Origin of the sequence: Hartmannibacter diazotrophicus (assembly GCF_900231165.1) — a bacterium.
Lineage (GTDB): Bacteria > Pseudomonadota > Alphaproteobacteria > Rhizobiales > Pleomorphomonadaceae > Hartmannibacter > Hartmannibacter diazotrophicus.
In genome coordinates, this window is record NZ_LT960614.1 from 4,240,384 (window position 1) to 4,266,593 (window position 26,210).

The 26,210-nt window shown below is 65.7% G+C and carries 23 protein-coding genes; 14 read left to right on the top strand and 9 right to left on the bottom strand.

Annotated elements, in window-relative coordinates; all coding sequences use genetic code 11:
- Positions 1 to 17: 17 nt before the first annotated feature.
- Positions 18 to 2,450, top strand: a complete 2,433-nt coding sequence (locus tag HDIA_RS19755; RefSeq protein WP_157775743.1) for a glycoside hydrolase family 2 protein — start codon at positions 18 to 20, stop codon at positions 2,448 to 2,450.
- Positions 2,451 to 2,452: 2 nt separating this feature from the next.
- On the opposite strand, the gene HDIA_RS19760 is transcribed toward HDIA_RS19755, so the two are convergent.
- The gene (locus HDIA_RS19760; RefSeq protein WP_157775744.1) at positions 2,453 to 4,135 is read right to left on the bottom strand and encodes an alpha/beta fold hydrolase; all 1,683 of its coding nucleotides are present in this window, start codon (positions 4,133 to 4,135) and stop codon (positions 2,453 to 2,455) included.
- A gap of 238 nt (positions 4,136 to 4,373) precedes the next feature.
- Between HDIA_RS19760 and HDIA_RS19765 the strand changes: the two genes are divergently transcribed.
- Positions 4,374 to 5,717 (top strand): lipopolysaccharide biosynthesis protein, encoded by a 1,344-nt coding sequence (locus HDIA_RS19765; RefSeq protein ID WP_099557717.1) that lies wholly within the window; start codon positions 4,374 to 4,376, stop codon positions 5,715 to 5,717.
- A gap of 31 nt (positions 5,718 to 5,748) precedes the next feature.
- Here the strand turns inward: HDIA_RS19765 and HDIA_RS19770 are convergent, their stop codons facing one another.
- The 7 genes from HDIA_RS19770 to HDIA_RS19800 form a co-directional block, all read right to left on the bottom strand.
- Entirely contained in the window at positions 5,749 to 6,531 is a 783-nt protein-coding gene (locus HDIA_RS19770; protein WP_099557718.1) for a FadR/GntR family transcriptional regulator, read from the bottom strand.
- Between the two features lie 39 nt (positions 6,532 to 6,570).
- Positions 6,571 to 7,644, bottom strand: coding sequence for a four-carbon acid sugar kinase family protein (locus tag HDIA_RS19775; RefSeq protein ID WP_099557719.1), 1,074 nt, complete (start codon positions 7,642 to 7,644; stop codon positions 6,571 to 6,573).
- On the bottom strand, positions 7,641 to 8,678 hold the full coding sequence (locus HDIA_RS19780) for an ABC transporter ATP-binding protein (protein WP_099557720.1): 1,038 nt from the start codon (positions 8,676 to 8,678) through the stop codon (positions 7,641 to 7,643). Before HDIA_RS19780 ends, HDIA_RS19775 begins: the two co-directional genes overlap by 4 nt.
- Positions 8,675 to 9,733: an ABC transporter ATP-binding protein gene (locus tag HDIA_RS19785; RefSeq protein WP_099557721.1), complete on the bottom strand. Its 1,059-nt coding sequence runs from the start codon at positions 9,731 to 9,733 to the stop codon at positions 8,675 to 8,677. The genes HDIA_RS19780 and HDIA_RS19785 overlap by 4 nt, the downstream gene beginning before the upstream one ends.
- Positions 9,730 to 10,683, bottom strand: coding sequence for an ABC transporter permease (locus HDIA_RS19790; RefSeq protein ID WP_099559041.1), 954 nt, complete (start codon positions 10,681 to 10,683; stop codon positions 9,730 to 9,732). Before HDIA_RS19790 ends, HDIA_RS19785 begins: the two co-directional genes overlap by 4 nt.
- A gap of 20 nt (positions 10,684 to 10,703) precedes the next feature.
- The gene (locus tag HDIA_RS19795) at positions 10,704 to 11,657 is read right to left on the bottom strand and encodes an ABC transporter permease (protein ID WP_099557722.1); all 954 of its coding nucleotides are present in this window, start codon (positions 11,655 to 11,657) and stop codon (positions 10,704 to 10,706) included.
- Between the two features lie 161 nt (positions 11,658 to 11,818).
- Complete coding sequence (locus HDIA_RS19800) at positions 11,819 to 13,441, bottom strand: ABC transporter substrate-binding protein (RefSeq protein WP_099557723.1); 1,623 nt, start codon at positions 13,439 to 13,441, stop codon at positions 11,819 to 11,821.
- Positions 13,442 to 13,887: 446 nt separating this feature from the next.
- On the opposite strand from HDIA_RS19800, the gene HDIA_RS19805 reads away from it, so the two are divergent.
- The 9 genes from HDIA_RS19805 (at position 13,888) to HDIA_RS19845 (ending at position 22,352) form a co-directional block, all read left to right on the top strand.
- Positions 13,888 to 14,646: an SDR family NAD(P)-dependent oxidoreductase gene (locus tag HDIA_RS19805; RefSeq protein WP_245883989.1), complete on the top strand. Its 759-nt coding sequence runs from the start codon at positions 13,888 to 13,890 to the stop codon at positions 14,644 to 14,646.
- Positions 14,643 to 15,674 (top strand): 4-hydroxythreonine-4-phosphate dehydrogenase PdxA, encoded by a 1,032-nt coding sequence (gene pdxA / locus HDIA_RS19810; RefSeq protein ID WP_099557725.1) that lies wholly within the window; start codon positions 14,643 to 14,645, stop codon positions 15,672 to 15,674. The genes HDIA_RS19805 and pdxA overlap by 4 nt, the downstream gene beginning before the upstream one ends.
- Entirely contained in the window at positions 15,671 to 16,588 is a 918-nt protein-coding gene (locus tag HDIA_RS19815; protein ID WP_099557726.1) for a dihydrodipicolinate synthase family protein, read from the top strand. The genes pdxA and HDIA_RS19815 overlap by 4 nt, the downstream gene beginning before the upstream one ends.
- Positions 16,585 to 17,781 carry a sialidase family protein gene (locus tag HDIA_RS19820; protein WP_425432907.1) on the top strand — a complete coding sequence of 399 codons (1,197 nt, stop codon included), beginning with the start codon at positions 16,585 to 16,587 and terminating at the stop codon, positions 17,779 to 17,781. Before HDIA_RS19815 ends, HDIA_RS19820 begins: the two co-directional genes overlap by 4 nt.
- Before the next feature lie 153 nt (positions 17,782 to 17,934).
- Positions 17,935 to 18,636, top strand: a complete 702-nt coding sequence (locus tag HDIA_RS19825) for an SH3 domain-containing protein (RefSeq protein ID WP_099557727.1) — start codon at positions 17,935 to 17,937, stop codon at positions 18,634 to 18,636.
- 312 nt (positions 18,637 to 18,948) lie between these two features.
- The gene (locus tag HDIA_RS19830; RefSeq protein WP_099557728.1) at positions 18,949 to 19,200 is read left to right on the top strand and encodes a cysteine rich repeat-containing protein; all 252 of its coding nucleotides are present in this window, start codon (positions 18,949 to 18,951) and stop codon (positions 19,198 to 19,200) included.
- Between the two features lie 70 nt (positions 19,201 to 19,270).
- Positions 19,271 to 20,482 carry an efflux RND transporter periplasmic adaptor subunit gene (locus tag HDIA_RS19835; RefSeq protein ID WP_099557729.1) on the top strand — a complete coding sequence of 404 codons (1,212 nt, stop codon included), beginning with the start codon at positions 19,271 to 19,273 and terminating at the stop codon, positions 20,480 to 20,482.
- On the top strand, positions 20,479 to 21,645 hold the full coding sequence (locus tag HDIA_RS19840) for an ABC transporter permease (protein WP_099557730.1): 1,167 nt from the start codon (positions 20,479 to 20,481) through the stop codon (positions 21,643 to 21,645). The genes HDIA_RS19835 and HDIA_RS19840 overlap by 4 nt, the downstream gene beginning before the upstream one ends.
- Positions 21,642 to 22,352, top strand: a complete 711-nt coding sequence (locus HDIA_RS19845) for an ABC transporter ATP-binding protein (protein WP_099557731.1) — start codon at positions 21,642 to 21,644, stop codon at positions 22,350 to 22,352. Before HDIA_RS19840 ends, HDIA_RS19845 begins: the two co-directional genes overlap by 4 nt.
- A gap of 40 nt (positions 22,353 to 22,392) precedes the next feature.
- Here the strand turns inward: HDIA_RS19845 and HDIA_RS19850 are convergent, their stop codons facing one another.
- Complete coding sequence (locus HDIA_RS19850; protein ID WP_099557732.1) at positions 22,393 to 22,896, bottom strand: MarR family winged helix-turn-helix transcriptional regulator; 504 nt, start codon at positions 22,894 to 22,896, stop codon at positions 22,393 to 22,395.
- Between the two features lie 131 nt (positions 22,897 to 23,027).
- On the opposite strand from HDIA_RS19850, the gene HDIA_RS19855 reads away from it, so the two are divergent.
- From HDIA_RS19855 to HDIA_RS19865, 3 genes are all read left to right on the top strand, one after another.
- Positions 23,028 to 24,554, top strand: coding sequence for an MDR family MFS transporter (locus HDIA_RS19855; protein ID WP_099557733.1), 1,527 nt, complete (start codon positions 23,028 to 23,030; stop codon positions 24,552 to 24,554).
- 388 nt (positions 24,555 to 24,942) lie between these two features.
- Entirely contained in the window at positions 24,943 to 25,734 is a 792-nt protein-coding gene (locus HDIA_RS19860; RefSeq protein ID WP_157775746.1) for a hypothetical protein, read from the top strand.
- Positions 25,731 to 26,210: a hypothetical protein gene (locus HDIA_RS19865; RefSeq protein ID WP_099557735.1), complete on the top strand. Its 480-nt coding sequence runs from the start codon at positions 25,731 to 25,733 to the stop codon at positions 26,208 to 26,210. Before HDIA_RS19860 ends, HDIA_RS19865 begins: the two co-directional genes overlap by 4 nt.

The window sequence follows — 26,210 nt, forward strand, 5'->3', positions numbered from 1 at the left end:
CGTTCCAGGATCGCGCTGTGTCCCCGTCCGCATGCATCGGCGCGTTCTCCCTGATCTCGACGCCGGCCGGCGCTTTCAGGGCGCCCGACGGTCTTCCCGACGCGGACGCCATCCCCGCGCCCGTGCCGGGCACCGTGGCAGAGGCTCTGGCAGCGGCCGGATGCTTCGACCGCAACGACCCGACACCGCTTCACGACGACGATCACTGGTATCTCGCGCCGCTTTCCGGCGAGGGCCGCTTCCGCCTCGTCTTCGATGGTCTTGCGACTTTCTGCGACGTCTATCTCGATGGTGAGCGGATCGCCGCAACGAAGAATATGTTCGTGCAGCATACATGTAACGTGTCGCTGTCGGGCACGCACCGGCTGGCCCTGTGCTTCCGCGCGCTGCGGCCGGAACTCGGCAAGAAGGGCCCCCGCGCCCGCTGGCGGCCGCAGATGATTCCCAATCAGGGCCTTCGCCTCGTCCGCACCACGCTGCTCGGCCATATGCCCGGCTGGTGCCCGAGCATCGAAGCGATCGGCCCCTATCGTCCGATCCGCATCGAAGCGCTTGACCGGCCGGTCGTCCGCCGTGCGCGCATCACACCGGACTTCGACGGCAAGGGTTCGCTCGACGTTGAACTTGAGATCGAGGGCGCGGCCGGCAATGCCAGCCTGTCCTGCGCCGGCGGGACGACGGTCCTCACCTCCGACGACGGCAAGACGTTTTCAGGCCGGCTCGATAGTCTCGATGTCGAGCCCTGGTGGCCGGCCACCCATGGCGGCCAGCCGCTTTACCCCGTGAGCCTGACCGTCGGCGACACGACGCTCGATCTCGGCCGCACCGGTTTTCGCCGCATCGAGGCCGATCGTGGAGAGGACGGCAAGGGCTTCGGCCTCAGGGTCAACGGCACGCCCGTCTTCTGCCGTGGCGCCTGCTGGACCAACGCCGATATCCTGAGCCTTGCCGGCGCGCGCCAGAACTACGAGCCCTTCCTGCGTCTTGCCGCCGAGGCCGGCATGAACATGATCCGCGTTGGCGGCACCATGCTCTATGAAAGCCCGGACTTCTTCGCGCTTTGCGACGAACTGGGCCTGATGGTCTGGCAGGAGTTCGTCTTCGCCAACTTCGACTATCCCGTCCGCGATCCCGACTTTGTCGCCGAGGTCCAACGGGAGGCCGAAAGCGTCCTGACGTCCATCGCCGGCTCGCCATCCCTTGCGGTTCTGTGCGGCGGCAGCGAGGCGATGCAGCAGGGCGCGATGATGGGCTTGCCCGAAAGCGCCTGGCGCTCGCCGCTCTTCACCGACATCCTCGCTGGGGCTGCCGCGCGGCTCCGCCCCGACGTACCCTATGTGGAGAATTCGCCCTCGGGCGGCGCCCTGCCCTTCCTTCCGAACGAGGGCGTCGGGCACTACTACGGCGTCGGCGCCTATATGCGTCCGTTGGAGGATGCGCGCCGCGCCAACGTCCGTTTCGCCGCCGAAAGCCTTGCCTTCGCCAACGTGCCCGACGAGGTGTCCCTCAAGACAACGCTGAACGTTCCGGCCGTGCATCATCCACGCTGGAAGGCGGGCGTTCCGCGCGATCTCGGCGCCTCCTGGGATTTCGAGGACGTGCGCGACCACTATCTCGCCCTCCTCTACGAGGTCGATCCGGCGCGTCTGCGCCGCGAGGACCCGGTCCGTTACCTCGACCTGTCGCGCGCCGTCAGCGCCGAGGTGATGGCGGCGACCTTCGACGAGTGGCGGCGCGCAGGATCGTCCTGCGCCGGCGCGCTGGTCTGGACGCTTCAGGATCTTGCCGCCGGCGCCGGCTGGGGTATCATCTGTTCGGACCGCAATCCGAAGCCGGCATGGCATGGCCTGAAGACAGCCTTTCAGCCCATCCGCGTGATCCTCACGGACGAGGGCACCAACGGCCTTGCCATCCATCTCGTCAACGAGACGCCCGAGGCCATCGAGACGACGGTTTCCCTGACGGCCCTTCGCGAGGGTCGCCAGCCCGTTCTCTCCGCCAAAAAGGACATGGAACTGCCGCCGCGCTCGGTCCAGTCGATCAACGCCTTCGAGCTGACCGGCGCCTTCTTCGACCTCACCTATGCCTACCGCTTCGGCCCGCCGAGCCATGATGCGGTGGTGGCAGGCCTGTCCGGTCCCGACGGCATGCTTCTCTCGCAGACCGTCCATTTTCCGCTTGGCCGCGGCAATGCCCGGCACGATCTTGGACTGGAAGCGACGCTGATTGAGGACGGCGGCTATTGGCTGGAGATCTCCACCGCCCGCCTCGCCCAGTCGGTCCATATCGTCGACGAGCACTTTCGCGGCGAAGCAGAATGGTTCCACCTACCGCCCGTCGCGCCGCGCCGCATTCGCCTCCTCCCGCGCGCCAACGCTCCCGAAGGGGCAAGGCCGTCCGGCGAACTCATCGCCGTCAACGGTCTTCGCGGCGCGCGATACGGCGGCTGATCTCAGCCCTTGCTGGCAAAATCGATGAGATGGGCGAGCAGCGCCTCGCGCGCAGCTCTCGGCGTCATGTTGTGATCCGCGTCCGGCACGATGGTCAGCGTCGTGTTCGGATAGGCTGCAAGGCCCGCACCCCCGGCCCGGAAATAGGTCGAAAGCTCGTCGAGGCCGCCATCGTCCGCGCTGTAGACAAGCGAGATGCGCGTTCCGCGCTCCCTGAGCAGGCGGAAGCGGCGGTGCACCTCATCATAAAGGCGCGCATATTTGGTCATGCCGAAGCTCACTGGGGCAAGGCGCACGCCGAGCTTCTGGCTCATCCGGCGGAAGACGTCGGCGCTCACCCGCACGACGTCGATGTCGCCGGTGAAGAGGCGCTTGAAAGTCTTCAGCTCCAGCATCCGGCTGCGATAATTCGCCAGCGAACGGAAGCTGTTGCGGATCGCCTCGTCGACGTCCTCTTCCGGGTTCCAGATAAAGCGCAGGATGTTGACGAGAACGGCGCCCTTGACGCGGGGGTCGCGGACCGCCCCCGCAAGGCCAAGGAAGGCGCCGCTGCACCGACCGGCAAGGATCACATCCGAAAATCCCCGGGCCTCGAGCATGTCGATGGCAGACGTGACGTCGCGCGCCTGCGCCTCGGAATAGAGCACCTGACGCGGACTGTCGGGCAGCGCCGGACTGTCGCCGACATCGGCGGCATCGAAGCGCAGCGAGGCGATTCCCGCCTTCGCCAGCCCGCGCGCGTTGTCGACGGTCGAGCGCGCCCAGCCGAGATGCGGATCGAAACCGGAGTTGAGAAAGACGAAGACCTTGCCGCCCGAAGCACCCGACGCTCCCGCCGGCCGGCAGAGAATGCCGAAGAGATGATCGCCGGGCCCGAAGCGCAGCGCCTCTTCCTCGAACGCCGCGCCAACCTGGGCGGCGAGCGGCGCAGGCATCGGCGGGCACGAGGCATCCTCGGCAGGAAAATTGGCGTCCATCCAAGCTCCGACCGCATTCCAGACCTCAGCCGGCGTGCGCGCCGAGGTCGGATCGCCCGTCAGGAGATCGTAGCCCTCGAAGGCAATGGCCTCGCAGGCAATGTCCGCACCCTTCAGCGCCGCTGTGAAATCGGCATCGACGGTCTGGCCGGGACGCATGGCCACGAAGTGCCGCACCTGCGGCATCGGCAGCGCCGCCGCGCGAAGAGCCTTGATCGACGTTGCCAGCGCATCGGGCATCCGGAAGCCGGCAATGCCGACACCACCCGTTGCGGCAGCCTCCGGCGGAAGACCGATCTTGTCGTTGATCATCGCCGACCAGGCGGAGATTTCCCGCAAATGACGGCGGCCGTCACTGACCGGGCCGAGCAGAATGAACCCGCCGAGCGCGGGCACATCGGGGCTCGCGAGCCGGGCCAGAAGAGCCCCGAGGCCGAGGCCGCAAAGAACGATGCGAGACGCGCCGGAAAGCCGCGTGAGGTCCTCCGCCGCTTCCACGACGGCCGTACGCCAGGCATCGACGTCGCCCACCGCTTCAGGATCGACGGCGCTGTCGCCCGTGCCCGGATAGTCGAAGCGCAGGACGGCATAACCCCGGTCGGCAAGCTGGTCGGCGAGAATGCGCAGGCTCTTGTGCGCGCAGAGAGCCTCGAAACCCCACGGCGGACAAATCAGAACAGCCGTGTCGCGGTGGCCGGCGTGAAGCATTCCGAAGCCATGGGACAAACCGACGGGGGCACCGCCCGGTGCCCGGGGCAGGTCCACGTCAAGCGAGACTGCATTTATTTGCCCGGAATGAACTATCATTTGCTAACAAGAGCCCCGGCGAATGCCGCCCGTTCCATGTATTCGCGTCCATGAAGACATTTGCCCGCATATTTATCGAAGTTTACCGCCACACCGTGCAGAAAAATCGAAAAAAAGTGAATCAAATGCTGGGCATCCCATGTTGAACGGCAAGAAGGCGACCGAACGCTCCCCGGCCGCATCGTGGGTGTGGCGTCTGGTCGAGCGGCGGCGATCGGCCTTCGGCGCGGCGCTGACCCTCGGCATCAAGGTCGGCGGCACCGGCCTTGCCTTCATCCTTTTCTGGCTCGCGGCCCGCAGCATGGGCGCGGAGGATTTCGGCCGCCTCGCCGTCTGGTTCAACGCGGTCTCGCTCATCGCCGTCGTCGCAACGCTCGGCCAGGAAACGCTGATCATGCGCTCCTGGGGCGAGTATATGGCCCAGAAGCGGCCCGCCGCAGCCCGGGGCGCCCTGAGGAGCGGCTGGATGACCGCGATCTCCGGCGGCATCGTTCTGGCGGCGCTGGTCGCCGTCTTCGGACCGATGATCGACCCGGCCGAGAACTGGGCGGTCGGCGTTGCCGCCGCGGCCTTCGTTTTCGCCCAGGTGCTCCTGCACTATGGTTCCCACGCCACCCGCGCGGTCGTCGGCGTCCTCGTCTCCGAACCGAGCAGGGAACTCGTCTGGCGCTTCATCCTGGCAGCTTCGCTCGCCGCGGCCTGGATCACCCATGGCAGCGTCAGCCTCGCCTTCTTCTTCGGCATCGCCAGCCTCGGAATGCTGATCGGCGTCACGGTCGAGGCGTCGGCGCTTCGCAGCCGGCTGGCGAAGATGCCCACATTGCTCGATCTCTCCGACCAGCCCAAATGGCGGCGACGCGCGCTGGCCATGTGGTCGGCCGCCAGCATCGAGGCCTGCGGCCAGTATGCCGAGGTGCTGGTGATCGGCGCCTTCGCGAGCCCCTTCGAGGCCGGAGCCTATTTCGTCGCGACGCGCCTTGCCAATGTCTTCAGCGTCATGACGGGCGGGCTCAACAGCTATTCGTCGGCCCGCCTGTCGGCGCTCCATTTCAGCGATGCGCGCGGCGAACTCGTCCACATGCTGAAGAGCATCATGGCGATCGCCCTCATGCTCGTCGCCGGCATCGGCGTGGCGATCGCGGCCTTCGGCCCCTTCCTCCTCGGCCTTTTCTCCCCCGACTATGTCTCGGCCTACCCGGCGCTTCTGATCCTTGCCGCCGCGGCCGCGCTGACAGCGCTCTGCGGCCCCGCCCCCACCGTTCTGCTGACGCTCGGCGGCGAGACCGTCTATCCGCGCGTCATCGCGGTGACGCTCGCCATCCGCCTCGTCGGTCTTTTCGTGGTGGTGCCGGTTTATGGCGCCCTCGGCGCGGCGATCGTCTGGGCGACGACGACCACCGTCTCGTCGCTGTTCCTGGTGCGCCTCTGCCGCAAACGGACGGGCCTCGACCCGTCCGTCGCCATTCTTCTTCGCAAGGGCTGATCGCGCCCGGGGCTGTTCGTCACGGATCCGGTCAGTGGCCGTTGGTCCCGTCCAGCGACAGGTCAAGCATCTGCCCCCCGAAAAGGCGCTGGCGCGATCCCTCAAGATGGCCGCGCATCGCCTCGCGCGCGCCGTCTGGCCGGCCCTCCACGATCTCCTTGAAGATCGAGCGATGCTCCTCGAACACCTTTTCGAGCTGCGGTCCGGGGCCCATCAGCGTCTGGCCGTGGAGGTGCATGCCGACCGCGATATGCTGGCGCAGGGCATCGAGCGTCGACGTGTAATAGTGGTTGTTCGCCGCCTCCGCGATCGAGCGGTGGAACTGGAAGTCGACATCCTCGCGGTGACGATGCAGCCGCGTGGCGTCATTGAGGAGGTTGAGCGCCTCCTCCATCTTGGTCAGGGCCGCATCGTTGCGGCGCATGGCGGCAAAGTAGGTCGCGTCCAGTTCGATCGACAGGCGGAACTCGTAGCAGCGCTGGATATCGGCGATGGTGCCGACGGGGGCAAAGCTGAGCACTGCGCTCGCCGCCCGCTGCGCCCTGACGAAGCTGCCGGCGCCCTGCCGCGAGTAGATGAAGCCCTCGTCGCGCAGGCGCCCCAGGGCATCGCGCAGGATGGGCCGCGACACGCCGAAGGCAGCCGCCAGCTCATGTTCGCCGGGCAACCGGGAGTCCGGCGGATATTCGCCCCGGTCGATGCTGGCCTTGAGCTCCATGTAGACGCGGTCGCCAAGCCGCTGCCCGCCGCCTCGCGGCGCGGCGGCAAAACTCGGCCGTGCGGCCGCAATCTTGTCACCCGGCTGTGGGTCCATGTCCTCGTCCCGGCTTCGGCCTTGTCCGTCTTCCAACACCTAGCCCCCCAGAGCGCGCAATGCCGGCGCGGGCAACAGCGCCGCCAGCACGTCATCGTTGCCAAATCCACCAGATTTGACAACCACGCACAAGTTCTTGCCAAGTGGCAAAGTCACCGTCATCCACGGCATTCCCGCCGCGACCTCGCCGCCAGGCCTCACCCAGCCGACGCCGAAGCCCCGCAAGATGGAAAGAGCGGTGTCCCCGCCCGACGCCAGCAGCGTCTCCGCGCCCCTGTCGTCGAGCCATCGCCGCACGCCCTTGGCGAACCGTTCCGCGACATCGGCGGGGTCCTCGGTCATCTCGCCACAACAACGCAGGACCGCCGGCAAAAAGCCGGTCTTTGAAGAGGGAACCCGTCCGGCCGGAGCGTCCGCGATCATGACCTCGGGCCGGAGCCGTCGAAGCCGTTCGACCTGGGCGGCGGTGATCGGGTCGCGGGAACCGATGGCAAGAAGACTTGCCCGCGAGGGGCGGAACGCGGCGGGCCTGTCTGTCTTGCGCCATTGCCGGGCAAGAGCCGCCCCAAGCCCCCGAGCACCGACCAGCAGCCGCCCGTGAGTAAGACCGATCCGGCCCGCAATCCGGTCAAGGTCGCTATCGTCCGCCGCATCCTCGACCGTTACCGCCAGACCCGAGCCCTCGAAAACCGGCGAAACGGCAATCGGCTCGGCGACGCCACGCCCGGTCACGCTGCCGGAAACGACAAACCGGCCCTGATCGGGAACGGCCGGCGAAACCAGAGCCTGCGAAAGGCCGAAGACCTCGGCGATGGCCGCGCTCTCGGCCCCGACATTTCCCTTGAGCCTTGAATCGACCTTCTTGAAGACCATCCCCGGCGCATGCGGACGGAAGAGTTTCGCCGCCCGCCGAACGATGCGCGCTGCCGTCTCGGCTCCGACCGCGCGGCTTTCCGTCGCGACGGCGACCACTTCGGCGCCCGATGCGATCGCCTTGTGCAGATGATCCACGTCGAGCGCCACGACGGTTTCGAGACCCGCCATAGCGAAGGGAACGGCGGTGTCGAGCGCCCCGGTCAGGTCATCCGCGATCAGGGCGAGCCGCAAGGTCACGGGGCACCGCCTTCCCCGGCAAGGTGGCAGGCAACGTGATGGCCCGGCCGCGCCTCGCGCCATTCCGGCACCTCCGCCCGGCAGATGTCGGTCGCGATCGGGCAGCGGGTGTGGAAACGGCAGCCGGAGGGCGGATCCATCGGGCTCGGCACGTCGCCTTGCAGGATCTGCCGCTGGCGCGTGCGCTCCGTGACCGGATCGGGCTCGGGCACCGCCGAAAGCAGGGCCTTCGTATAGGGATGAAGCGGGTTCTCGAAGAGTTCGGCGGAGGGGGCAAGCTCGGCGAAGCGGCCGAGATACATCACCGCGACGCGGGTCGAGATATGCCGCACGACCGCAAGGTCATGGGCGATGAAGAGATAGGTGAGGCCGTATTTCTCCTGCAAATCCTGCAGGAGGTTGATGATCTGCGCCTGCACCGACACGTCGAGGGCCGAGATCGCCTCGTCGCAGACGACGAAGCGCGGATTGCAGGCAAGGGCACGGGCGATCACAACGCGCTGGCGCTGGCCGCCGGAAAGCTCATGCGGATAGCGCGAGGCAAAACGCGCCGGCAAACCGACATCGGAGAGCAGCGCCGCGACCTTGGTATCCACCGTCTTCTTCGTGGCTTGGCCATGATGCAGCATCGGCATGGCGATTTCCTCGCCGATGGTCATGCGCGGATTGAGCGTCGAATAGGGATCCTGGAAGACGACCTGAAGCTCGGCGCGCAGCGGCCGCAGTTCCTTCTCGCTGAGCCGGGCAAGGTCGCGCCCCTTGTAGACGATTTCGCCGGCGGTCGGCGAATTGAGCCTGAGGATCGTGTTGCCGGCGGTGGACTTGCCGCAGCCGGATTCGCCAACAAGGCTCAACGTCTCGCCCTCGATGACATCGAAGGTTATGCCGTCAAGCGCATGAACGACGGCGCCCTCCTGCCCGAAGGCACCGAGGCGGACGTGGAAATGCTTGGTGAGATCGCGCACCCGGATCAGGGGCTCGCCCGCAGGCGCGGCGGAGGTCGGGGTTGTCGTCTCGGCGGTCACGGCGCTCATGAGCGGGCCTCCATGGGTTGGCCGGCCGGCGCGTTGACCGCATGGCAGGCGACTTCATGGCCGGGGCGCGCGCCCTTAGCCTGCATCAGCGCCGGCATGACGCTGTCGCAGACGTCGAGGCGGGCCGGGCAGCGCGGCGCGAACGGGCAGCCCTTCGGCCGCTTGTACGGCTCGGGCGGCGTTCCGCCGATCGAGGCAAGCCGCCTTGCCGGCTCGCTCCCCTCGTCGATGCGCGGGATGGAGGCGAGCAATCCGCGCGTATAGGGATGCAGCGGCTCGGCGTAGAGCGCGTCGACCGGGGCGTTCTCGGCGACGGTCCCGGCATAGAGGACGATGACCCGGTCGACGAGGCCGGCGATCAGCGCAAGGTCATGGGTGATCCAGATGATCGACATGCCGAGCCGGTCGCGCAGCGACTTCACCAGCTCGACGATCTGCGCCTGGATCGTCACGTCGAGCGCCGTCGTCGGCTCGTCGGCGATCAGAAGCTTCGGCTCGCAGGCAAGGCCGATGGCGATCATGACGCGCTGGCGCATACCGCCGGAAAGCTCGTGCGGAAAGTTGTCGAGCCGCGCCTCGCCGCCCGGCAGGCCGACAAGGCGCAGCAACTCCCCGGCCCGCTCCCGCGCCTGCTTCCGGCTCATGCCGCGATGGTAGATCAGCGGCTCCATGAGCTGCTCGCCGATGCGCATCACCGGATTGAGCGAGGTCATCGGGTCCTGGAAAACAAAGCCGATGTCGCCGCCGCGCACCTGGCGCAACTGCTTTTGGCTGAGTGACAGGAGATCCTGCCCGCCGAACGCGGCCTTTCCGCCGACCACCCGGATCTTGGACGGCAGCAGGCCGACGAGGCTCATCATCGACAGGCTCTTGCCGCAGCCGGACTCGCCAACGACGCCCAGCGTCTCGCCCGCACCGACATGAAACGAGATGCCGTCGACGATGGTGGCGGGACCGTAGCGCCCGTCGATCTCGACCTTGAGGCCCTCCACCGAGAGGATCGGGGCCTGTTCGGTGGAAGACTGTGCTGCCGACAGGGAGGTGATGGCGTTCATTTCTGGCCCTTCGGGTTGAGCGCGTCGTTGAGCCCGTCGCCGAGGAAGGAAAAGGCGATGGTGGCAAGACCGAGCACAATGGCCGGGGCGGCGAGCAGATGCGGATAGTGCTGCCAGACGCGCAGGCCGTCCGAGATCATGTTGCCCCAGCTCGGGGTCGGCGGATGAACACCGACACCGAGGAAGGAAAAGGCGCTTTCCAGCACCATGGCCGTGCCGAGGCCAGCGCTGACGGCGACCACCAGCGGTCCGACCGCGTTCGGCACGATGTAGCGCAGGATGATGGTGTGGGTGGGAAGCCCGAGCGCCCGCGCCGCCGTGACGTAGGGCCGGTTACGGATCGAGAGAACCTGCGCCCTGACGAGACGCGCATAGGGCGGCCAGGTGATCAGCGCCATCGAGCCGAAGACGAGGATGAAGTCGATCCAGACCGAGTTGCGGTAGATCGGATTGAGCGTTTCGAGGTAGCGCGCCTCCATCCAGTTGGCGAGCGGCGGCTTCAGCGAGGTCGAGATCACGACGACCAGGAGAAGGTTCGGGATCGACATGGTGACGTCCGTAAGCCACATGATGAAGCTATCCAGCAGCCCGCCGAAATAGCCGGCAATCGAGCCGAGCGCGATGCCGATGATCATCGCGATGATCGTCACCACGATGGCGACGACCGTGGCCGTGCGGGCGCCGTAGATGACCCGGCTCGCAACGTCGCGGCCAAGGTCGTCCGTGCCGAGCCAATGCGCGAAGGACGGTAGCTCGTTGCGCACCTTGAGGTTCTGCTCGAGGAAATCGTAGGGCGTCAGCCAGGGACCGAAAATTGCGACGAAGACCAGCAGCGCGACCAGCACGAGGCCGACCATCGCGAGCTTGTTGCGCTTCAGGCGGTTCCAGGCATCGCCCCAGAGCGAAGCCGGCTTCTCGATGGGTTCGGCCGGAATGGCGGCGGAGGTCATGCTCATGGCGCGGACCCTGACTAGTTGCTGCGCGCGCTGGAGGCGCGCGGATCGAGAACGGGGTAGACCACGTCGACGAGGAGGTTCGAGACCATCACGAGGAAGGAGCCGATCAGGGTGATGGCGAGGATCACCGGATAGTCGTTGTTGAGGAGAGCCGATACGGTGAGCCGCCCGAGGCCCGGCAGGCCGAAGACCAGCTCCACGAAGATCGCGCCGTTGACGATGGTGATCATGATGAGGCCGAGCTGGGTGACGACCGGCGTCAACACGGGGCGCAGGATATGGCGCAGCGCCACCATCAGTTCTGGCACGCCCTTGGCCCGTGCCGTGCGCACGAAGTCCTCCGACAGGATCTCGATCACCGCCGTGCGGGTCTGGCGCACGATGAGCGCGATCGGCTGAAAGGAAAGCACGATGAGCGGCAGGATGATGCGCACGTCGAAGATGCCGCCCCAGCCATAGGGAACGTTGTCGCCCGGCAGGAGCGTGATCAGCAGCACCATCAGCAGCGGACCGGCGACATAGGCCGGGATCGCCCACAGGAACAGCGCCGAGCCGAGGATCACATAGTCCGTGCGGCTGTTCTGCTTCAGCGCCGCGATGACGCCGAGCGGAATGGCGACGACGGCCGTCAGCAGGATCGCCATCAGACCGAGTTGCCCCGAGACGGGTGCTGCGGCCGAGACCATGCGCCAGACTGACCGCCCGGAAATCAGCGAATTGCCGAAATTGCCGTGCAGGAGGTTCCAGACGTAGTTGGCGAACTGGACGAGGAACGGCTGGTCGAGGCCGGCGCTGGCGCGGATCGCCTCGATCCGCTCGGGATTGTAGGCAACGTCGCCCGGCGCGCGCAGGAAGATGAGCTTGATCGGGTCGCCCGCGCCGTAAAAGGCCAGCGCATAGACCCCGAGCAGGACGATGAGAACGGTCGGAATCCAGAGCAGCAGGCGCTTCAGGATATATCGCAGCATGTGAATCTGTCTCCGCTCCGAAGAACGCCGGCACCCTGCCCTGTCGGGCACGGCCTGCAACCGCGGGCCATGCCCATCTTACGTCCGGCACCCCTGCCTGAGGTCACGAAAAAAGCGGAGCGGAGCAATCCCGGTGGACCGCCCCGCTCCGGCAGGGAGGATCAGGTGATCTCGATGTCCCAGGGACGGACGATCTGCCAGTCGAGGTTCTTTTCCATCGCCTTGACGTTCGGCTTGGCCCAGCGCGACATCGCCTGCATGTACCAGGGGATGAAGCAGTAGTCCTCGCGGAACGTGCGCTGTGCCTTCTGGGCGAGAGCGATCCGGTCCGGATCGTCCACCGCCTTGGCGGAGGCCGTCTCCAACAGCGTGTCGATCTCGGCGTTCTTGTAGCCGCCGAGCTTGTTCTTGGCGTTGGAAGATCCCGAATAGATCGACCCGAGCAGGTAGCTCGCCGCGTCCGGCACACGAGTGCCGACGTCGTCGCGGAAGATCTGCACGTTCGCCTGGTCGGGACCGGAATAGCCGTCCTGCTGCGGCTTCATTTCCACGGCGGTGATGCCGAGGTTCTGGCGCCACTGCTCGGCGATATACTGCGCCGCCGCCTCGATCGCCGGCGAGGATACGCCGACCATCATCAGTTTGGGCAGCCGCTCCGGCCCGCCGTAGCTGGATTCGGCGAGCAACTGCTTGGCCTTCTCCGGATCATAGGGATAGGGCTCGAAACTCTCGTCGACACCCGGAACCGAGTTGAGGATCTGGTCGGTCTTCTTGTGCGGGCCATCCGGGAACGACGCCTCGATGAGACCGTTGCGGTCGACGGCGAGGATGAGCGCCTGACGCACCTTCGGATCGTCGAGCGGCTTCTTGGAGAGGTCGAGCCAGAAGTGCTGGCTGGTCGGGATGAAGGGGCCGGCGGCGAATTCCGGGCCGAGGTCCTGGATGATGGTGGTCGTCACGAGTTCCGTGTGCGCGTCGAACTCGCCGCTCTTGATCAGTGAGGTCGCCGTCACCGCGTCCTCGACCGTGCGGATCTCGATGCGGCTCAGCTTGGGCTTCTGGCCGAAGAAATTCTCGTTCGGCTCGAAGACCAGCACGCCGCCATCGAGGTCGAGTTCGGTCAGCTTGAAGGGCCCCGAGGAGACGCCGCCGCTTTCCGGACTCCACCACTCGATCACCTCTTCGCCATTGTCGTCGCGCGCCTCGGAGGCCTTGACCACCGGCACGATGTGGTTGGCGACGCGCATGTAGAAGATCGGATCGGCCTGGGCCAGCTTGACGACGACGGTCTTGTCGTCCGGGGTCGAGACGCCGGAAAGCGCCTTGGCACTGCCGCCGGAAACCGCGTCATAGCCCTCGACGCCGCCGATCACCTGGTTGACGCGCTGGTTCTTCGTCGACGGCATGGCGCCGAGTTCCCACGAGCCCTTGATGTCGGCCGCGGTGATCGGGCTGCCGTCGGAGAAGACGGCCTTGTCGTCGATCTTGAAGGTCCATTCCGTCTTGTCGTCGTTGGACGACCAGGAGGTGACGACATAGGGATGGATGTCGCCATTCTCGTCGAAATACATCGGCGAGGCCCACCACAGCGACGTCTGGCGCTGGTGCGCGCCGCCGCCGCGCAGCGGCGACCAGTCCATGTCGAAGACGGGGTGCGCGATGCGGAGCACCTGATCCGCCGCCCGGGCGCTGCGCATGCCCGATCCCATCACGGCAATGCTGCCGAGCGCGGTCGCGCCCAGCATCAGCGCCTTGCGGCGCGATACCACAAACGGTCCTGTCATCGATCTTCCTCCCTGACGGCCATTAGCTCCTCCAGCCTGGCCTTCCTCGGAACACCCATTCGTCGGGCAATCTTCGAGGCCACAGTCAACGACGACTTGTCTATCTTGTCAATACAACATGACATACATAGGCAAATTTTTGCAGGAGAATTTCTGACGGAAGAGCCAGTTTTTCGCCTTATACCAAGAAAAACAGAACACTAGACGCAATTTGCATCGCGCAGAATTTTCGACAGGTCTATTGACATGTTGGACATGTGAAGGGCAATTTGTCATGACAGTCGGTGTCGCACCACGAGATGACCACAGAGCGAACGCCGAGCCTTGGGTGGATTTCGGGCCGCACTCGGCCCGAAACGACAAATCCGATCGAGAGAAAAGCCCGGCGAGATTTCGGATAGACGAGTCCGATCCTCGCCGCGTGATGGACGCTGGAGGAGACGGCCGTGAGTCTGAACGGGAAGACATGCCTCATATTCGGGGCGAGTTCGGGGATCGGCGCCGCCGTCGCGCGCCGCTTCGGCGAGCTTGGGGTGGACGTCGTCGTTCACTACAACGCCAACAGGGATGGGGCCGAGGCCGTCGTCAACGCCATTGCAGCCGCCGGGGGCAAGGCCTCCCACATCGGCGGCGACGTCAGTGACGGAGCCGTGGCGACGTCACTGGTGAATGAGGCACGCGACCGTCTCGGCCGCCTCGACATCGTCATCAACAATGCAGGCACCATGTTCGGCCGCACGCCGATTGCTGGGGCGAGTGACGTGCAGTACCGCAACGTTGTCGACCTCAACATCGGCGGCGTCTTCTTCGCCGCCCGCCGCGCGGCCCAGATCATGATGGACCAGAAGGCCGGCACGATCATCAACACAACGTCCATCGCGGCCCGCACCGGCGGCGGCGACGGCGCCGGCCTCTACGGCTCGGCCAAGGGTTTCGTCTCCACGATCACCCGCGTCCTCGCCAAGGAACTTGCGCCCCACAACATCCGCGTCAACGCGGTCGCCCCCGGCGTGATCGAGACCAACTTCCACGCGGTCAACTCGACGCCCGAGCAGCTCGCCGCTTCTCTCAAGGGCATCCCCATGGGGCGCCTCGGCACGCCGGACGACTGCGTCGGCGCCTATGAATTCCTGGCGAACGAAGCCATGAGCGGCTACATCACCGGTCAGGTCATCGAGGTCAACGGCGGACAGTTGATGCCATGAGCACGTCATCCCTTCCAACCGGCCTTCCAACCCGCCTTCCCATCGGCATCACGCTCGGCGACGTCGCCGGCGTCGGCCCAGAAATCACCGTCAAGGCGCTCGCCGAGATGTCGCCGGACGACCGGGCGCGCACCATCGTCTACGGCAACATTCCGGTCCTGGAGGCCGCCGCCCGCAGCGTCGGCTCTGACCTGACGTTTGCCGACCTCGACAAGGCCGGCCCGTCCGAGATCGCGGTCGCCAACGTCGAGATCGAAGGCGAGCCGATCCCCTTCGGCAAGCTCGACACTCGGGCCGGTGACGCGGCCTTCCGCTTCATCGCCCGCGCCGTCGACGACGCCATGGCCGGTCGGATCGGCTGCATCGTGACGGCGCCGATCAACAAGGAAGCCCTCAACAACGCCGGTCACCACTATGACGGCCACACCGGCATGCTGGCCGCGCTCACCGGCTCCAAGGCCTCCTTCATGCTGCTCGCCTCCGAAAAGCTGTCGGCGATCCATGTCTCGACCCACGTCTCGCTGAAGACGGCCATCGACCGGGCAACGCCCCAACGGATTCTTGCGACCATCCGCGCCGGACACGAACATTTCCGCCGCATCGGCGTGGAAAGGCCGCGCATCGCGGTCGCCGGCATCAACCCGCATTGCGGCGAGAACGGCCTCTTCGGCGACGAGGACCGGCTGCAGATCGTCCCAGCCGTCGAGATGGCCCGCGCGGAAGGCATCGACGCCGTCGGCCCGATCCCGCCGGACACCGTCTATCACCGGGCTCACGCCGGCGCTTTCGATCTGGTCGTCGCGCAGTATCACGATCAGGGCCATATCCCGATGAAGCTCGTCGCCTTCGACACGACGGTGAACGTCTCGCTCGGCTTGCCGATCGATCGCGCCTCGGTCGACCATGGCACCGCCTTCGACATTGCCGGCACCGGCAAGGCCAATCACGTCAACATGAACGCGGCCATCGCCTACGGCCGCAAGCTCGCCGCCAATCCGAAGCCGGCCGCGCGCAAGGGGGCCGCATGACGGCAACATCCCTGAACGGCGTCTGGTGCGCGGCGACGACTGCCGTCAACGCCGACCTCTCGCCCGATCTTCCCGCTTTCGTGGACCACGCAAGGACGCTCCATGAGGAAGGCTGCGGCATCGCGCTTCTCGGCACCACCGGCGAGGCCAACAGCTTCTCGATCGGCGAGCGCAGGCAGATCCTGGAGGCCGCATTGGCTGGCGGCCTGCCCGCCGACCGCCTGATGCCCGGAACGGGGCTCAACGCGATTCCGGACACTGTGGAGTTGACGAAGCACGCGCTGTCGGTCGGCGTCACAAAGGTCGTGATGCTGCCGCCGAGCTACTACAAGGGCGTCTCGGTCGAGGGCCTCTATGCAGCCTACAGCGCGATCATCGACCGGATCGCCGACGACCGCCTGAAGGTCGTGCTCTATCACATCCCACAGGTATCCGGCATTCCGATCCCGGCCGACCTCATCGAGAAGCTGGTGGCGCGCTATCCGCAGACCGTGGTCGGCATCAAGGACAGCGCCGGCGACATCGCCAACATGGAGATGCTGCTGGAGCGCTTCCCGGGCTTTGCCGTCTTCCCCGGCGCCGACCCACTGATGCTGCCGCTCCTCAAGAAGGGCGGCGCGGGCTGCATCACGGCAACGTCGAACATCGTCGGCGCGGACCTCGTCACCGTGTTCCAGAGCCACGCCGACCCGGACAGGGCCGATCTCGTCGACAAGGCACAGGCCCGCGTGGTGGCGATGCGGACGATCTCCAACTCCTACGTCCAGATCCCCTCGATCAAGGCGATGGTCGCGATCAAGACGGGCAACGCCGGCTGGCGCCGCACCCGCCCGCCGCTCGTCTCGATCACCGAGGACGAGGCCGCAATGCTCGCTTCGGCCATGGCGAGGCTCGACATGGAGCCCGCGTCATGAGCGCGCCGGCGACGGACATGACGCTGGCGATGGACGGTGTGCTGCGCCCCTCGACCGTGGCGCCAGGGGCAAGCGAGGCCTTCCTGCCCTCCCCCTGCATCCAGAACCATGCCGCCAATCTCGCATGTCTGCCCGACGGGACGCTCGCCTGCGTCTGGTTCGGCGGCAGCATGGAGGGCGCCTCCGACATCTCGATCTACATGTCGCGGCTGGAGCCCGGAGCCGAGTGCTGGTCGCCGGCGGAGATGATGTCCGAGGACGCCGGCCGCTCCGAGCAGAACCCGATCCTCTTCAATGCCCCCGGCGGCGAGGTCTGGCTGCTCTTCACGGCCCAGCGCTTCGGCAACCAGGACACGGCCATCGTCCGCCGCCGCGTTTCGACCGACAACGGCCGCACCTTCGGCCCGATCGAGACCTTCGTCGAGACCCCCGGCACCTTCGTGCGCCAGCCGCCTGTGGTGACGGCCAGCGGCAACATCCTGCTGCCGATTTTCCGCTGCATCGCCCCGCCCGGCGGCAAATGGGGCGGCGACCTCGACACCAGCGCGGTCCTGGTCTCGTCCGACAACGGCGGGAGCTGGACGACGGTCGAGGTGCCCGAAAGCACCGGCTGCGTGCACATGAACATCGTGCCGGCCGGCGGCGACACCTATCTCGCCGTCTACCGCAGCCGCTTCGCCGACCACGTCTATGCCAGCCGGTCGGCGGACGACGGCCTCACCTGGTCCCGGCCCGAACCGACGGACTTGCCCAACAACAATTCCTCCATCCAGATGATCGCGCTGGACGAGGGCGGCTATGCCATCGTCTACAATCATTCGGCCGCGACGGACGACATGGAACGCCGCCTCAATCTCTATGACGAGATCGAGGAAGACGGCGAGCCCGAGGAATACGCCGGGCAGTCTGCCGGTGTGGAAGCGCCTTCGGCTCCTGCCCGCACGGCGATCTGGGGCACGCCCCGCGCGCCGATGTCGCTCGCCTTTTCAGGCGATGGCCTCACCTTCCACGACCGCCTCGATCTGGAAACCGGCGACGGCTACTGCCTGACCAACAATTCCAGGGACGGGCTCAACCGCGAATTCTCCTATCCGAGCATCGTCGAGACGTCCGACGGAGCCCTGCACGTCGCCTACACCTACCACCGGCGCGCCATCCGCTATCGCCGGCTGCCGAGGCAGACGCGCGGCTGAGATTGGATCGCAGCCGCACAAAACGTTACAAATCAAGACCCGCCAGTGACATGGCGGACAAGGACACCTTCTAGAAAGACCCGCAGCACACGATGGCTGCGGACAGGCAACAGTCCGCTCGCGGCCAGTCTTTCAAGAAGGAAACTGTCCGCGATGTTCAAGCGACTTGTCCTTGCGCTGGCCCTTTTGGCCACCGCTCCCGTCTATTTGGCCTCGGCCTCCACCGCCTCGGCGGCAACCCCCGCGGTCGCAACCGCCAACGTCAATCTCAGGGCCGGCCCCTCGACCGCCTATCCGGTCGTGACCGTCGTTCCCGCCAGGGCCCACGTCGTCACCTACGGCTGTCTGGCAAACTACAGCTGGTGCGATATTTCGCTCGGCACAGCGCGAGGCTGGGTCGCGGCGAAATACGTTCAGGTGGTCTATCAGGGGGCGCCGGTCGTGGTCACCGCGCCCGTCGCCCGAAGCGTCGGCCTCGCGGTCGTTGCCTTCAACAAGGCCTACTGGGACACCTATTATCCCGCCTATCCCTGGTATCCCCGCTGGGCGGCCTACCCACCCTATGCCGTGCCGCCGCCCTACGCGCCCCGCGTCCAGTCCCATTCCCGCTCCGTGCAATGCGTTAACGGCACCTGCACCGGAACCCGGTCGACCACCGGCATCTATGGCGGCTCGGCGAACCAGACCCGTCAGTGCGCAAACGGCAACTGCACCGCAACGCGCAATGTCGTCGGTCCCTATGGCGGCACGGCGAGCCGGACGCGGAACTGCAGCCGCGGCGATGCCTCCTGCAGCGTGACCCGCACTGGCCCGATGGGCCGCACAGGAACCCGCACGCACATCTTCGGCAACTGACGGCAGGTCCACCGTCAATGCTCGGGGGGCACACCCCTCTTCCAAAAGATGATCCGCCGTCATTCCCGCGCAAGCGGGAACCCATCGGCCATGCCGACAGCCGCCCCCCAACCAAGGTGAAATGGTTCTGTTTCAAGACCTTGGCAAGGCAATTGGCACTCGGTCGATGGTTGTCCGCTTGCGCGGGAATGACGGCGGCGGAACGACAACGCCCTTTTCGCAAGGCTTTCGTCCTGCAGGGCGAGCCGCACCCCCCGTCCTCAAGCAAAACCCCTCAAACCCAACCCCTCAAGCCCATCCAGGGAGACACCCATGAAACGCTTCGTCCTTCTCGCCCTTGTCCTCGCCTCGGCAACCGCCACGGCGAACGCCCAGCAGCAGTTCACGCGCCAGCAGATGATGGCCGTGCGCAATGCCTGCGAGGCCGATATCCGCCGCGTCTGTGCCGGCGTTCAGCCGGGCGGCGGCCGCATCCTGCAGTGCGTCCAGGCCAATGCCGAACAGATCTCCCTGCCCTGCAAGGAGACCCTCGCGGAGATCCGCGCCCAGCAAGCCCAGAAATGACGGCATCGACCGGGGGTGACTGCAAAGTCCGCCTGCCGGTCGATCGGTCCCGAAAGACACGGTTGACACCATGAACGTCCAGCCATCGCCTGACGCCTTCGTCACCCTCCGGCGCCCGGAACGGCGCCGGCGCGGCCCGCTCCGCTATCTCCTGCCCGCCGCGGTCTTCCTCGCCTTCGCCGCAAGTGCCGCGGTCATGCGCTATGGCATCGCGCATCCCGTCGAGAGCGCCGTTCTTTCCACCGCACCGCTGGCCGTCGAAGTCAGGGCGCCGGGCAACCTCGATGCCATCCGCGAGGTCACCGTCAGCACCAGCCTCGCCGGCCGCCTCTCCACCGTCGCGGTCGACCTCAACGACAGGGTCACGTCCGGCGAGATCGTCGCAAGGCTGGACGACAGCGGCCCTGCGGCCGACGTTGCCTCCGCCGAAGCCACCGCAACAGCCGCCGACCGGGCCATCGACACGGCTCTTGCCGATCTCGACCGCGCCAGGGCAAGCCTTGCCAACGCCCGCGCCAATCACGACCGCCAGCTTCCTCTCGCCGCGCGCGGAGCCGTCTCGCAGGCCAACGCCGATTCCGCGGTGGCAACGCTGCAGGAGGCCGAGGCCGACCTGACGCGTTCAGCAAAAGCCATCGATCAGGCCCGGGCCCAGGCAGCTTCGGCCCACGCCTCCGTCAAGGCGGCCAGGGCAAAACTTGACGACACGGTCATGCGGGCTCCGTTCGACGGCATCGTCGTCGCCCGCTCGCGCAATCCCGGCGACGTGGTCACCGCCGGCGCCAGCGTCCTGACACTGGTCGATCCGTCCTCCATCGTCTTCTCCGCCCGCTTCGACGAAAGCATTCTGGGAACCCTTCGCGTCGGCATGCCGGCGAGCCTCGGCTTTTCCTCCGATCCGGGGCACGTGATCGCCGGCCACGTCCTGCGTCTTGACCGCGAGGTCGACGAGGAAACCCGCGAGGTCGGCGCCGACATTGTCCTCGACGCCTTGCCGGAAAACTGGGCCCTCGGCCAGCGCGGTACGGCGCGGATCACCCTCACGGCGCGTGACGATGTCCTCAGTGTTCCGAAAGCCTTCATCGCCCGCCACAACGACGAAACCGGGCTCTGGATCGAGAAGAACGGCCGCGCACGCTGGCAGGCGGTCCGCTTCGGGCCCGGCAATGCCGAGCGCGCCGAAATCCAGTCCGGCGTTGCCTCCGGCGAAACGGTGCTCGCGCCGAAGGGGCTTTTCCCCTTCATGCGCATCACGACGACAGCCGAAAGCGGGAAATCATGAACCTTGCCTGGAAAGACATCCGCCACAGTCCGGCGCGCTTCCTGCTCACCGCCTTCGGCGTCGCCTTCCTGATGACCGCCGTCATCGGCATGGCCGGGCTCTATCGCGGCATCGTCGGCGACGCGTTGCTGATCGTCGACCATATCGGCGCCGATCTCTGGGTGGTTCAGGGCGAGCGGTCCGGCCCCTTCGCCGAAGGCTCCGCCGTCTCCTCCACCATGGATCGCCGCGTCGAGGGCGTGCCGGGCGTCGCCGGCGTGCGCCGCTTCACCCAGTTCAGCCAGCAGTTCACGTTTGACGGCAAGGCCCGCCGGGCCACGATCACCGGCCTCGATTTTCCCAAGGACAAGGGAGACTGGCTCGACCTCACCGCCGGGCGCACCCTTGCCATGAGCCACTACGAGGCCATCGCCGACCGCAGCACAGGCCTTGCCGTTGGCGACGCGGTCAAGCTCGGCCTCGACACCTATAGCATCGTCGGGACGACCGGCGGCATGGTGGATTCGGCTGGCGACGGCCTGCTCTTCGTCAGCATCAACGACGCGATGGCGATTGCCCAGCGCCGCACCGCCGAGGAGGTGCTACTCGCCCGTGCCGCAAGAGGCATCGACGGCGGGGCGGCAACGTCCGACGGCAGCTCCGTCGCGCAGGACAGCAAGATCGCCGCCGTGCTGGTGCCCCTCGATCCCTCGGCCGATCCGGATGCGGTCAAGGCAACGATTGCCCGATGGGGCGATGCCAACGTGCTGAGCAAGGCCGATCAGCACGATCTCCTGCTCAATGCACGGCTCTGGAAACTGCGCCTCCAGATCCTCGCCTTCACCATCCTGATCCTCGTCATCACCTCGATCGTCGTCTCGCTGATCATCTACACCATGACCATCGAGAAGCTGCACGAGATCGCCATGCTGAAGCTGATCGGCGCGCGCAACTCCGTCATTGCCGGCATGATCGGCGGCGAGGCCGGCCTCATCGGCCTCATTGGCTATGTCCTCGCCATCGTCATTGCCTCGGAACTCTTCAGCTTCTTTCCACGGCGCATTGTCATGGACGGTCCGGATCTCGCCCTGCTCGCGCTGGTACTGGCCGTCATCTGCGGCATCGGCAGCCTTGTCGGCATCGCACGGGCGCTGAAGGTCAACGCACGGGAGGTCCTGTCATGATGAACGATGCCGTTCTCTCGGTGCGCGGTGCCCGCAAGCATTACCGCAGCGGCGAAACCGTGGTGCGGGCGCTCGACGGCGTCTCCATCGATATCCGCGCTGGCGAACTCGTCGGCATTATCGGGCCGAGCGGGTCCGGCAAGAGCACCTTCCTGATGATCGCCGGCCTGCTTGAGCCGCCGACGGCCGGCACGGTCACGCTCGCCGGCGAAAGCGTGTCCGATTCCGGTGCCGACCTCAATCGCCTGCGGGACTTTCGGCGCCGGCATATCGGCTTCATCTTCCAGAAGGCCAATCTCATCCCCTTCCTGACGGCGGAGGAAAACGTTGCGCTCGCCCTGACGATCGACGACGTGCCGATCGGTCCGGCACGGGCCTATGCCCGCGAACTTCTGGCCGCCCTCGATCTCGTCCATCGCGCCGACAACATTCCGGCCAGGCTCTCCGGCGGCGAGCAGCAGCGCGTCGCCGTGGCGCGGGCGCTCGCCAACGATCCGCCGCTGCTTCTGGCCGACGAACCGACGGCTGCACTCGACAGCGTGCGCGGACGGCAGGTGATGGAACTGTTCCGGAAAATCGCCACCGAACGCGGGTCGGCCGTTGCCGTCGTCACCCACGACCCCCGCTCGCTCGATCTATTCGACCGCATCATCGAGTTCGAGGACGGCAAGGTGAGGCAGGGCGCAAACAGCACCCTCGCGTCCTGAGGCCACAGGCAGAAGACAGAAGGCAGCACCGGCCGAACCGCTACTTGCCGCGCGCCCGCGCCACGTTCTCGTATTCGGTGATGAAACGTTCGAAAAGTCTGGCGAAGAGGGCGATATCCTCTGGGCTCCAGTCGGCCGTGATCGCGCGGATCACGTCGTATTTGGCGCGCTCCGCCGCCTCGAAATAGTCTCCGGCCTTCTCCGTCAATTCGACGACCGTCCGGCGCGCGTCCGATTGCGAGGCGGCCCGCCGGAGCATGCCTCGCTCGACGAGTTCGGACACGAGACGGCTGCTGCGCGAGGGATCGATGCGCATCATCTCGGCGATCGCCCCCACCGTCACCTCGCCATCCTTCGCAATCCACTTGACCGTCTTGATCACGTCGGCATGGGTCAGTTCCAGGGGGATCCCCAACTGGTCCATGGCAAGGCGCGTGATGATGCGCCGCCCGGTGAGCATGCGCATGCGCACCATCGATTCCGAAATCGTTGCGATATCTGGCGTTTCAGCACCGGCCGCCGGTTTGTCGACGCTGTCTTCCATGGTCCATCCAGTCTCCCTTGCCCTTCGATACAGGCAGTAACGTGCTTTTGTCAAATATGTGCGTTTGACACTTAAATGCTAAAGTCATATAAGCGCGACAAGGATGTTTCCTTCCTTCAAAAGGCATTTCCATGGACAAGCCCAGCCGCGACGCCGAGGCCCTCACGTCTGCCGAGGCCCATCAGACCTTGATCCCTGACCCTCGCCTCAGGCTGATCGTCTTCGCCTTCCTGATGGCCGGCGTCTTCATGGCCACCCTCGATGTGCAGATCATCGCCACCGCGCTGCCGACGATCGTCGGCGAATTCGGGCATATCGAGCGCTTCGGCTGGGTGGGATCGGCCTATCTCCTGACGTCGAGCGCCATCATGCCGATCTACGGCAAGCTCGGCGACCTTTTCGGCCGAAAATACACCGTCATGACGGCCATAGGGCTTTTCGTGCTCGGATCGCTGACCTGCGGCCTGGCCGTATCGATGGATACGCTGATCGCTGCGCGCGTTCTGCAGGCGCTCGGCGGCGGCGGCATCATGGTCTCGATCTTCTCCATCAACGCCGACCTGTTCGCGCCGCGCGAACGGGCGAAATATCAAAGCTATTCGAGCCTGATGTTGATGGCGTCCGGGTTTATCGGGCCGGTCCTCGGCGGCACCATGAGCGACCTCTTCGGCTGGCGGTCCATCTTTCTCATCAATCTGCCGATCGGGATCGTCGTCCTCTTGGGGCTGGGCCTGCTGTTTCCCAACCGGCGGCCGGACCGCAAGCCGAAGATCGACTATGCCGGCGCGTTGCTTCTGGCCGGCGTGACCGCGAGCATCGTCTTGTGGGCGGATGGGAGTGAACTTTTCGGCGGCCTTTTTTCTCCGCTGGCGATCGCGGTCATTGGCGCCGGCGCAATATGCCTCGTCTTCTGGGTTCGGGTGGAGCGGCGCGTGCCGGAACCCGTCATCCCCCTCAGCCTCTTTGCCAATCCCACGATTGCGCGGCTTCTGATCATCTCCGTTGCCAGCGGCAGCATCGGTATCGGGATGGTCAATTACATCGCCCTCTACCTGCAATCGACGCTCTCGATGAGCCCGACCGCCGCGGGCCTGTTCTTCATCCCGCTGACCGGCGGCATCGCCGCCGGCTCGATCACCGCCGGACGAATCATGTCGCGCACGGGCCGCTACAAGATCTTCTCGATCCTCTCCATGACGACCTGCCTGGTCGCTCTGCTCAGCCTGTCGTTGCTCGGCCCGGAAACGCCCCTCATTCTGGCCGCGGCCATTCTTCTGGTCGATGGGATCGGCATCGGCGTCGGGCAGCAGGTGCCCATTCTGGGAATCCAGAATGCCGCCGACCGCCGGGACGTCGGCGCGGCGACCGGATCGGCAACATTGACCCGCATGGGCGGCGCATCGATCGCGATATCGATCTACGGCGCGATCGTCGCCGCGGGACTGGCCCCCTTTGCCACGACGATCCCCGGTGTCCCCAATCTGGAAAAGCTGTCCCCGGACGTCCTCTCCGCACTGCCGTCGCAGACCCAGCAGATGATCGGCCTCGCTTATCAGCAGGCCTTCCATCCGCTCTTCCTGGTCGCTGCGGGCTATGCCCTCGTCGGCCTCCTGACGGCCATCAGCCTCAGGAACGTGCAGATGCCCGTGCGCGGCTAGTCGGTAGCTTCTGGGTTCAGGCTCGCGCTGCCGAGCGCCGAAGAAGGCGCGACCTCGCCCTCTTCAGTCGTTCCCGGAAGTGATCAAAAGATTTCTACCACGCAAGGCCGCGCCGGCCCGAAGATTGACCTTCCCGACAACCTGCTGCATTGCTATGGTTGCGATGTTGGCGAAGGTGGTTGTTCGCGATCATCGTGACTAAACCGTTTATTTGTCGCCACGAAAGTGACACAGAATTCATTGAGATTTCGGTCGTGCCATCGCTTGGGCCCAGTGCAACGGGCGATCATGACTACTGTTTGCTCAAAGACTTGCCGAATCTCATGTAGGCCGGTTTTCCGGCTCGAAGTTGATTGCCTTGGGTGGAACGATGGAATTGCTCGCTCGCTTGAAGTCGGATATTCGGCTCGGTCAGATTTATAGTATTCTGGTCATTGCCGCCTTTATCAACGCCGTGACCTTTGTTGTCATCGAGGAGGTCCAGAAGACCGATGCCCTGACGGCTCTGATGTCCGGCGGTACGCTGAACCCGATCATCCTGTTCTCCTTCGCCTGGGCAGCCTGGTCCCTGTGGGAGGCGGAGATCGAGCCCCTTGCCAATTCCCGGCTCGAGAATCTGTTCATCGTGGCGATGATCGCGCTGATCTATATCCCGATGTACTGGTTTTCCTGGGTAGCGCTGACCCTCGTGGGGCTGCGCGTCGCCCTGAGCTCCTTCCAGCTCGGCATTCTGGCGGCCTATCTCGCCGTTCCCCTCTTCTGGGGAAAGCTCATCATCACCTTCATTGGCCTCAAGCTGCTGTGGCTCGATGCGCTGATCGTCTCGCTCGCGGCGGGATACAGCGTCAAGGGCAACATGATCGTGCCGAACGACCAGAACGACCCGATCGTGGTTCTCTGGAGCTGCTCGTCGCTGCACGGCCTCAATTACCTGGTGCTGGCCTGGCTGACCTTCTCCATGGTCAACAAGACCAAGGCCCGGGACAACTGGCACATTCTGGCGATCGGCCTGCTCGGCATGTTCCTCATCAACTGGATTCGCCTGTTCATGATGGCGCGCTACAGCCACTATTATGACTATCTGCACACCGGCACGGGATCGCAGATCATCGCGATGATCACGCTGGTCTGGATTGTCGGCATCTCCATGTTCGGCAGCCAGCGGAAGGTCGCGGCATGAAGACCGCAATTATCCTTCTCCTTGGCGTCCTCGTCATTCCGCTGGGCCTCAAGCAAAAGGTCGGCGACGTCAAATACGAGGCGTCGCACATGCAGAATGACGCCGCCTTTTCACCGCGAACCATGGCGCTGCTGAAATCGGCCGGCTTCGAACTGTCGCGGATCAAGGACACGCAGAGGACGGCCGCCGTCCTCCCCGACTGCCAGATTCTCGTGAGCCCGCTCCAGTCGAACGGCGAGTGGCTGGCCGCCGTCGAAGAGCAGTCCAAGACCGCGAACAGGGTCACCTTCCTGTTCAAGGATCGGCTTCTCGACGAGTTCCCCTACCGGAAGGCGCTGTTCGCCCACTACAGCTACATCCTGACCGACTCGATCTCGAAGTCCTCGACTTACGAACCGGTGGTCGCGATTTCGGAATGGGGCGCCTGCCACGAACTCGACAAGCTGCGCGCCAAGGCCCCTGCTCCGACGTCGTGA

What these genes read in the sequence shown, in the direction of transcription:
- HDIA_RS19760 (WP_157775744.1), bottom strand. Translation starts at nt 4,135, where the DNA reads ATGCTTCACGCCGGCCACCGCGACACGGCTGTTCTGATTTGTCCGCCG.
- HDIA_RS19765 (WP_099557717.1), top strand. Translation starts at nt 4,374, where the DNA reads ATGTTGAACGGCAAGAAGGCGACCGAACGCTCCCCGGCCGCATCGTGG.
- HDIA_RS19770 (WP_099557718.1), bottom strand. Translation starts at nt 6,531, where the DNA reads ATGGACCCACAGCCGGGTGACAAGATTGCGGCCGCACGGCCGAGTTTT.
- HDIA_RS19780 (WP_099557720.1), bottom strand. Translation starts at nt 8,678, where the DNA reads ATGAGCGCCGTGACCGCCGAGACGACAACCCCGACCTCCGCCGCGCCT.
- HDIA_RS19785 (WP_099557721.1), bottom strand. Translation starts at nt 9,733, where the DNA reads ATGAACGCCATCACCTCCCTGTCGGCAGCACAGTCTTCCACCGAACAG.
- HDIA_RS19790 (WP_099559041.1), bottom strand. Translation starts at nt 10,683, where the DNA reads ATGACCTCCGCCGCCATTCCGGCCGAACCCATCGAGAAGCCGGCTTCG.
- HDIA_RS19795 (WP_099557722.1), bottom strand. Translation starts at nt 11,657, where the DNA reads ATGCTGCGATATATCCTGAAGCGCCTGCTGCTCTGGATTCCGACCGTT.
- HDIA_RS19800 (WP_099557723.1), bottom strand. Translation starts at nt 13,441, where the DNA reads ATGACAGGACCGTTTGTGGTATCGCGCCGCAAGGCGCTGATGCTGGGC.
- pdxA (WP_099557725.1), top strand. Translation starts at nt 14,643, where the DNA reads ATGAGCACGTCATCCCTTCCAACCGGCCTTCCAACCCGCCTTCCCATC.
- HDIA_RS19815 (WP_099557726.1), top strand. Translation starts at nt 15,671, where the DNA reads ATGACGGCAACATCCCTGAACGGCGTCTGGTGCGCGGCGACGACTGCC.
- HDIA_RS19820 (WP_425432907.1), top strand. Translation starts at nt 16,585, where the DNA reads ATGAGCGCGCCGGCGACGGACATGACGCTGGCGATGGACGGTGTGCTG.
- HDIA_RS19825 (WP_099557727.1), top strand. Translation starts at nt 17,935, where the DNA reads ATGTTCAAGCGACTTGTCCTTGCGCTGGCCCTTTTGGCCACCGCTCCC.
- HDIA_RS19830 (WP_099557728.1), top strand. Translation starts at nt 18,949, where the DNA reads ATGAAACGCTTCGTCCTTCTCGCCCTTGTCCTCGCCTCGGCAACCGCC.
- HDIA_RS19835 (WP_099557729.1), top strand. Translation starts at nt 19,271, where the DNA reads ATGAACGTCCAGCCATCGCCTGACGCCTTCGTCACCCTCCGGCGCCCG.
- HDIA_RS19840 (WP_099557730.1), top strand. Translation starts at nt 20,479, where the DNA reads ATGAACCTTGCCTGGAAAGACATCCGCCACAGTCCGGCGCGCTTCCTG.
- HDIA_RS19845 (WP_099557731.1), top strand. Translation starts at nt 21,642, where the DNA reads ATGATGAACGATGCCGTTCTCTCGGTGCGCGGTGCCCGCAAGCATTAC.
- HDIA_RS19850 (WP_099557732.1), bottom strand. Translation starts at nt 22,896, where the DNA reads ATGGAAGACAGCGTCGACAAACCGGCGGCCGGTGCTGAAACGCCAGAT.
- HDIA_RS19855 (WP_099557733.1), top strand. Translation starts at nt 23,028, where the DNA reads ATGGACAAGCCCAGCCGCGACGCCGAGGCCCTCACGTCTGCCGAGGCC.
- HDIA_RS19865 (WP_099557735.1), top strand. Translation starts at nt 25,731, where the DNA reads ATGAAGACCGCAATTATCCTTCTCCTTGGCGTCCTCGTCATTCCGCTG.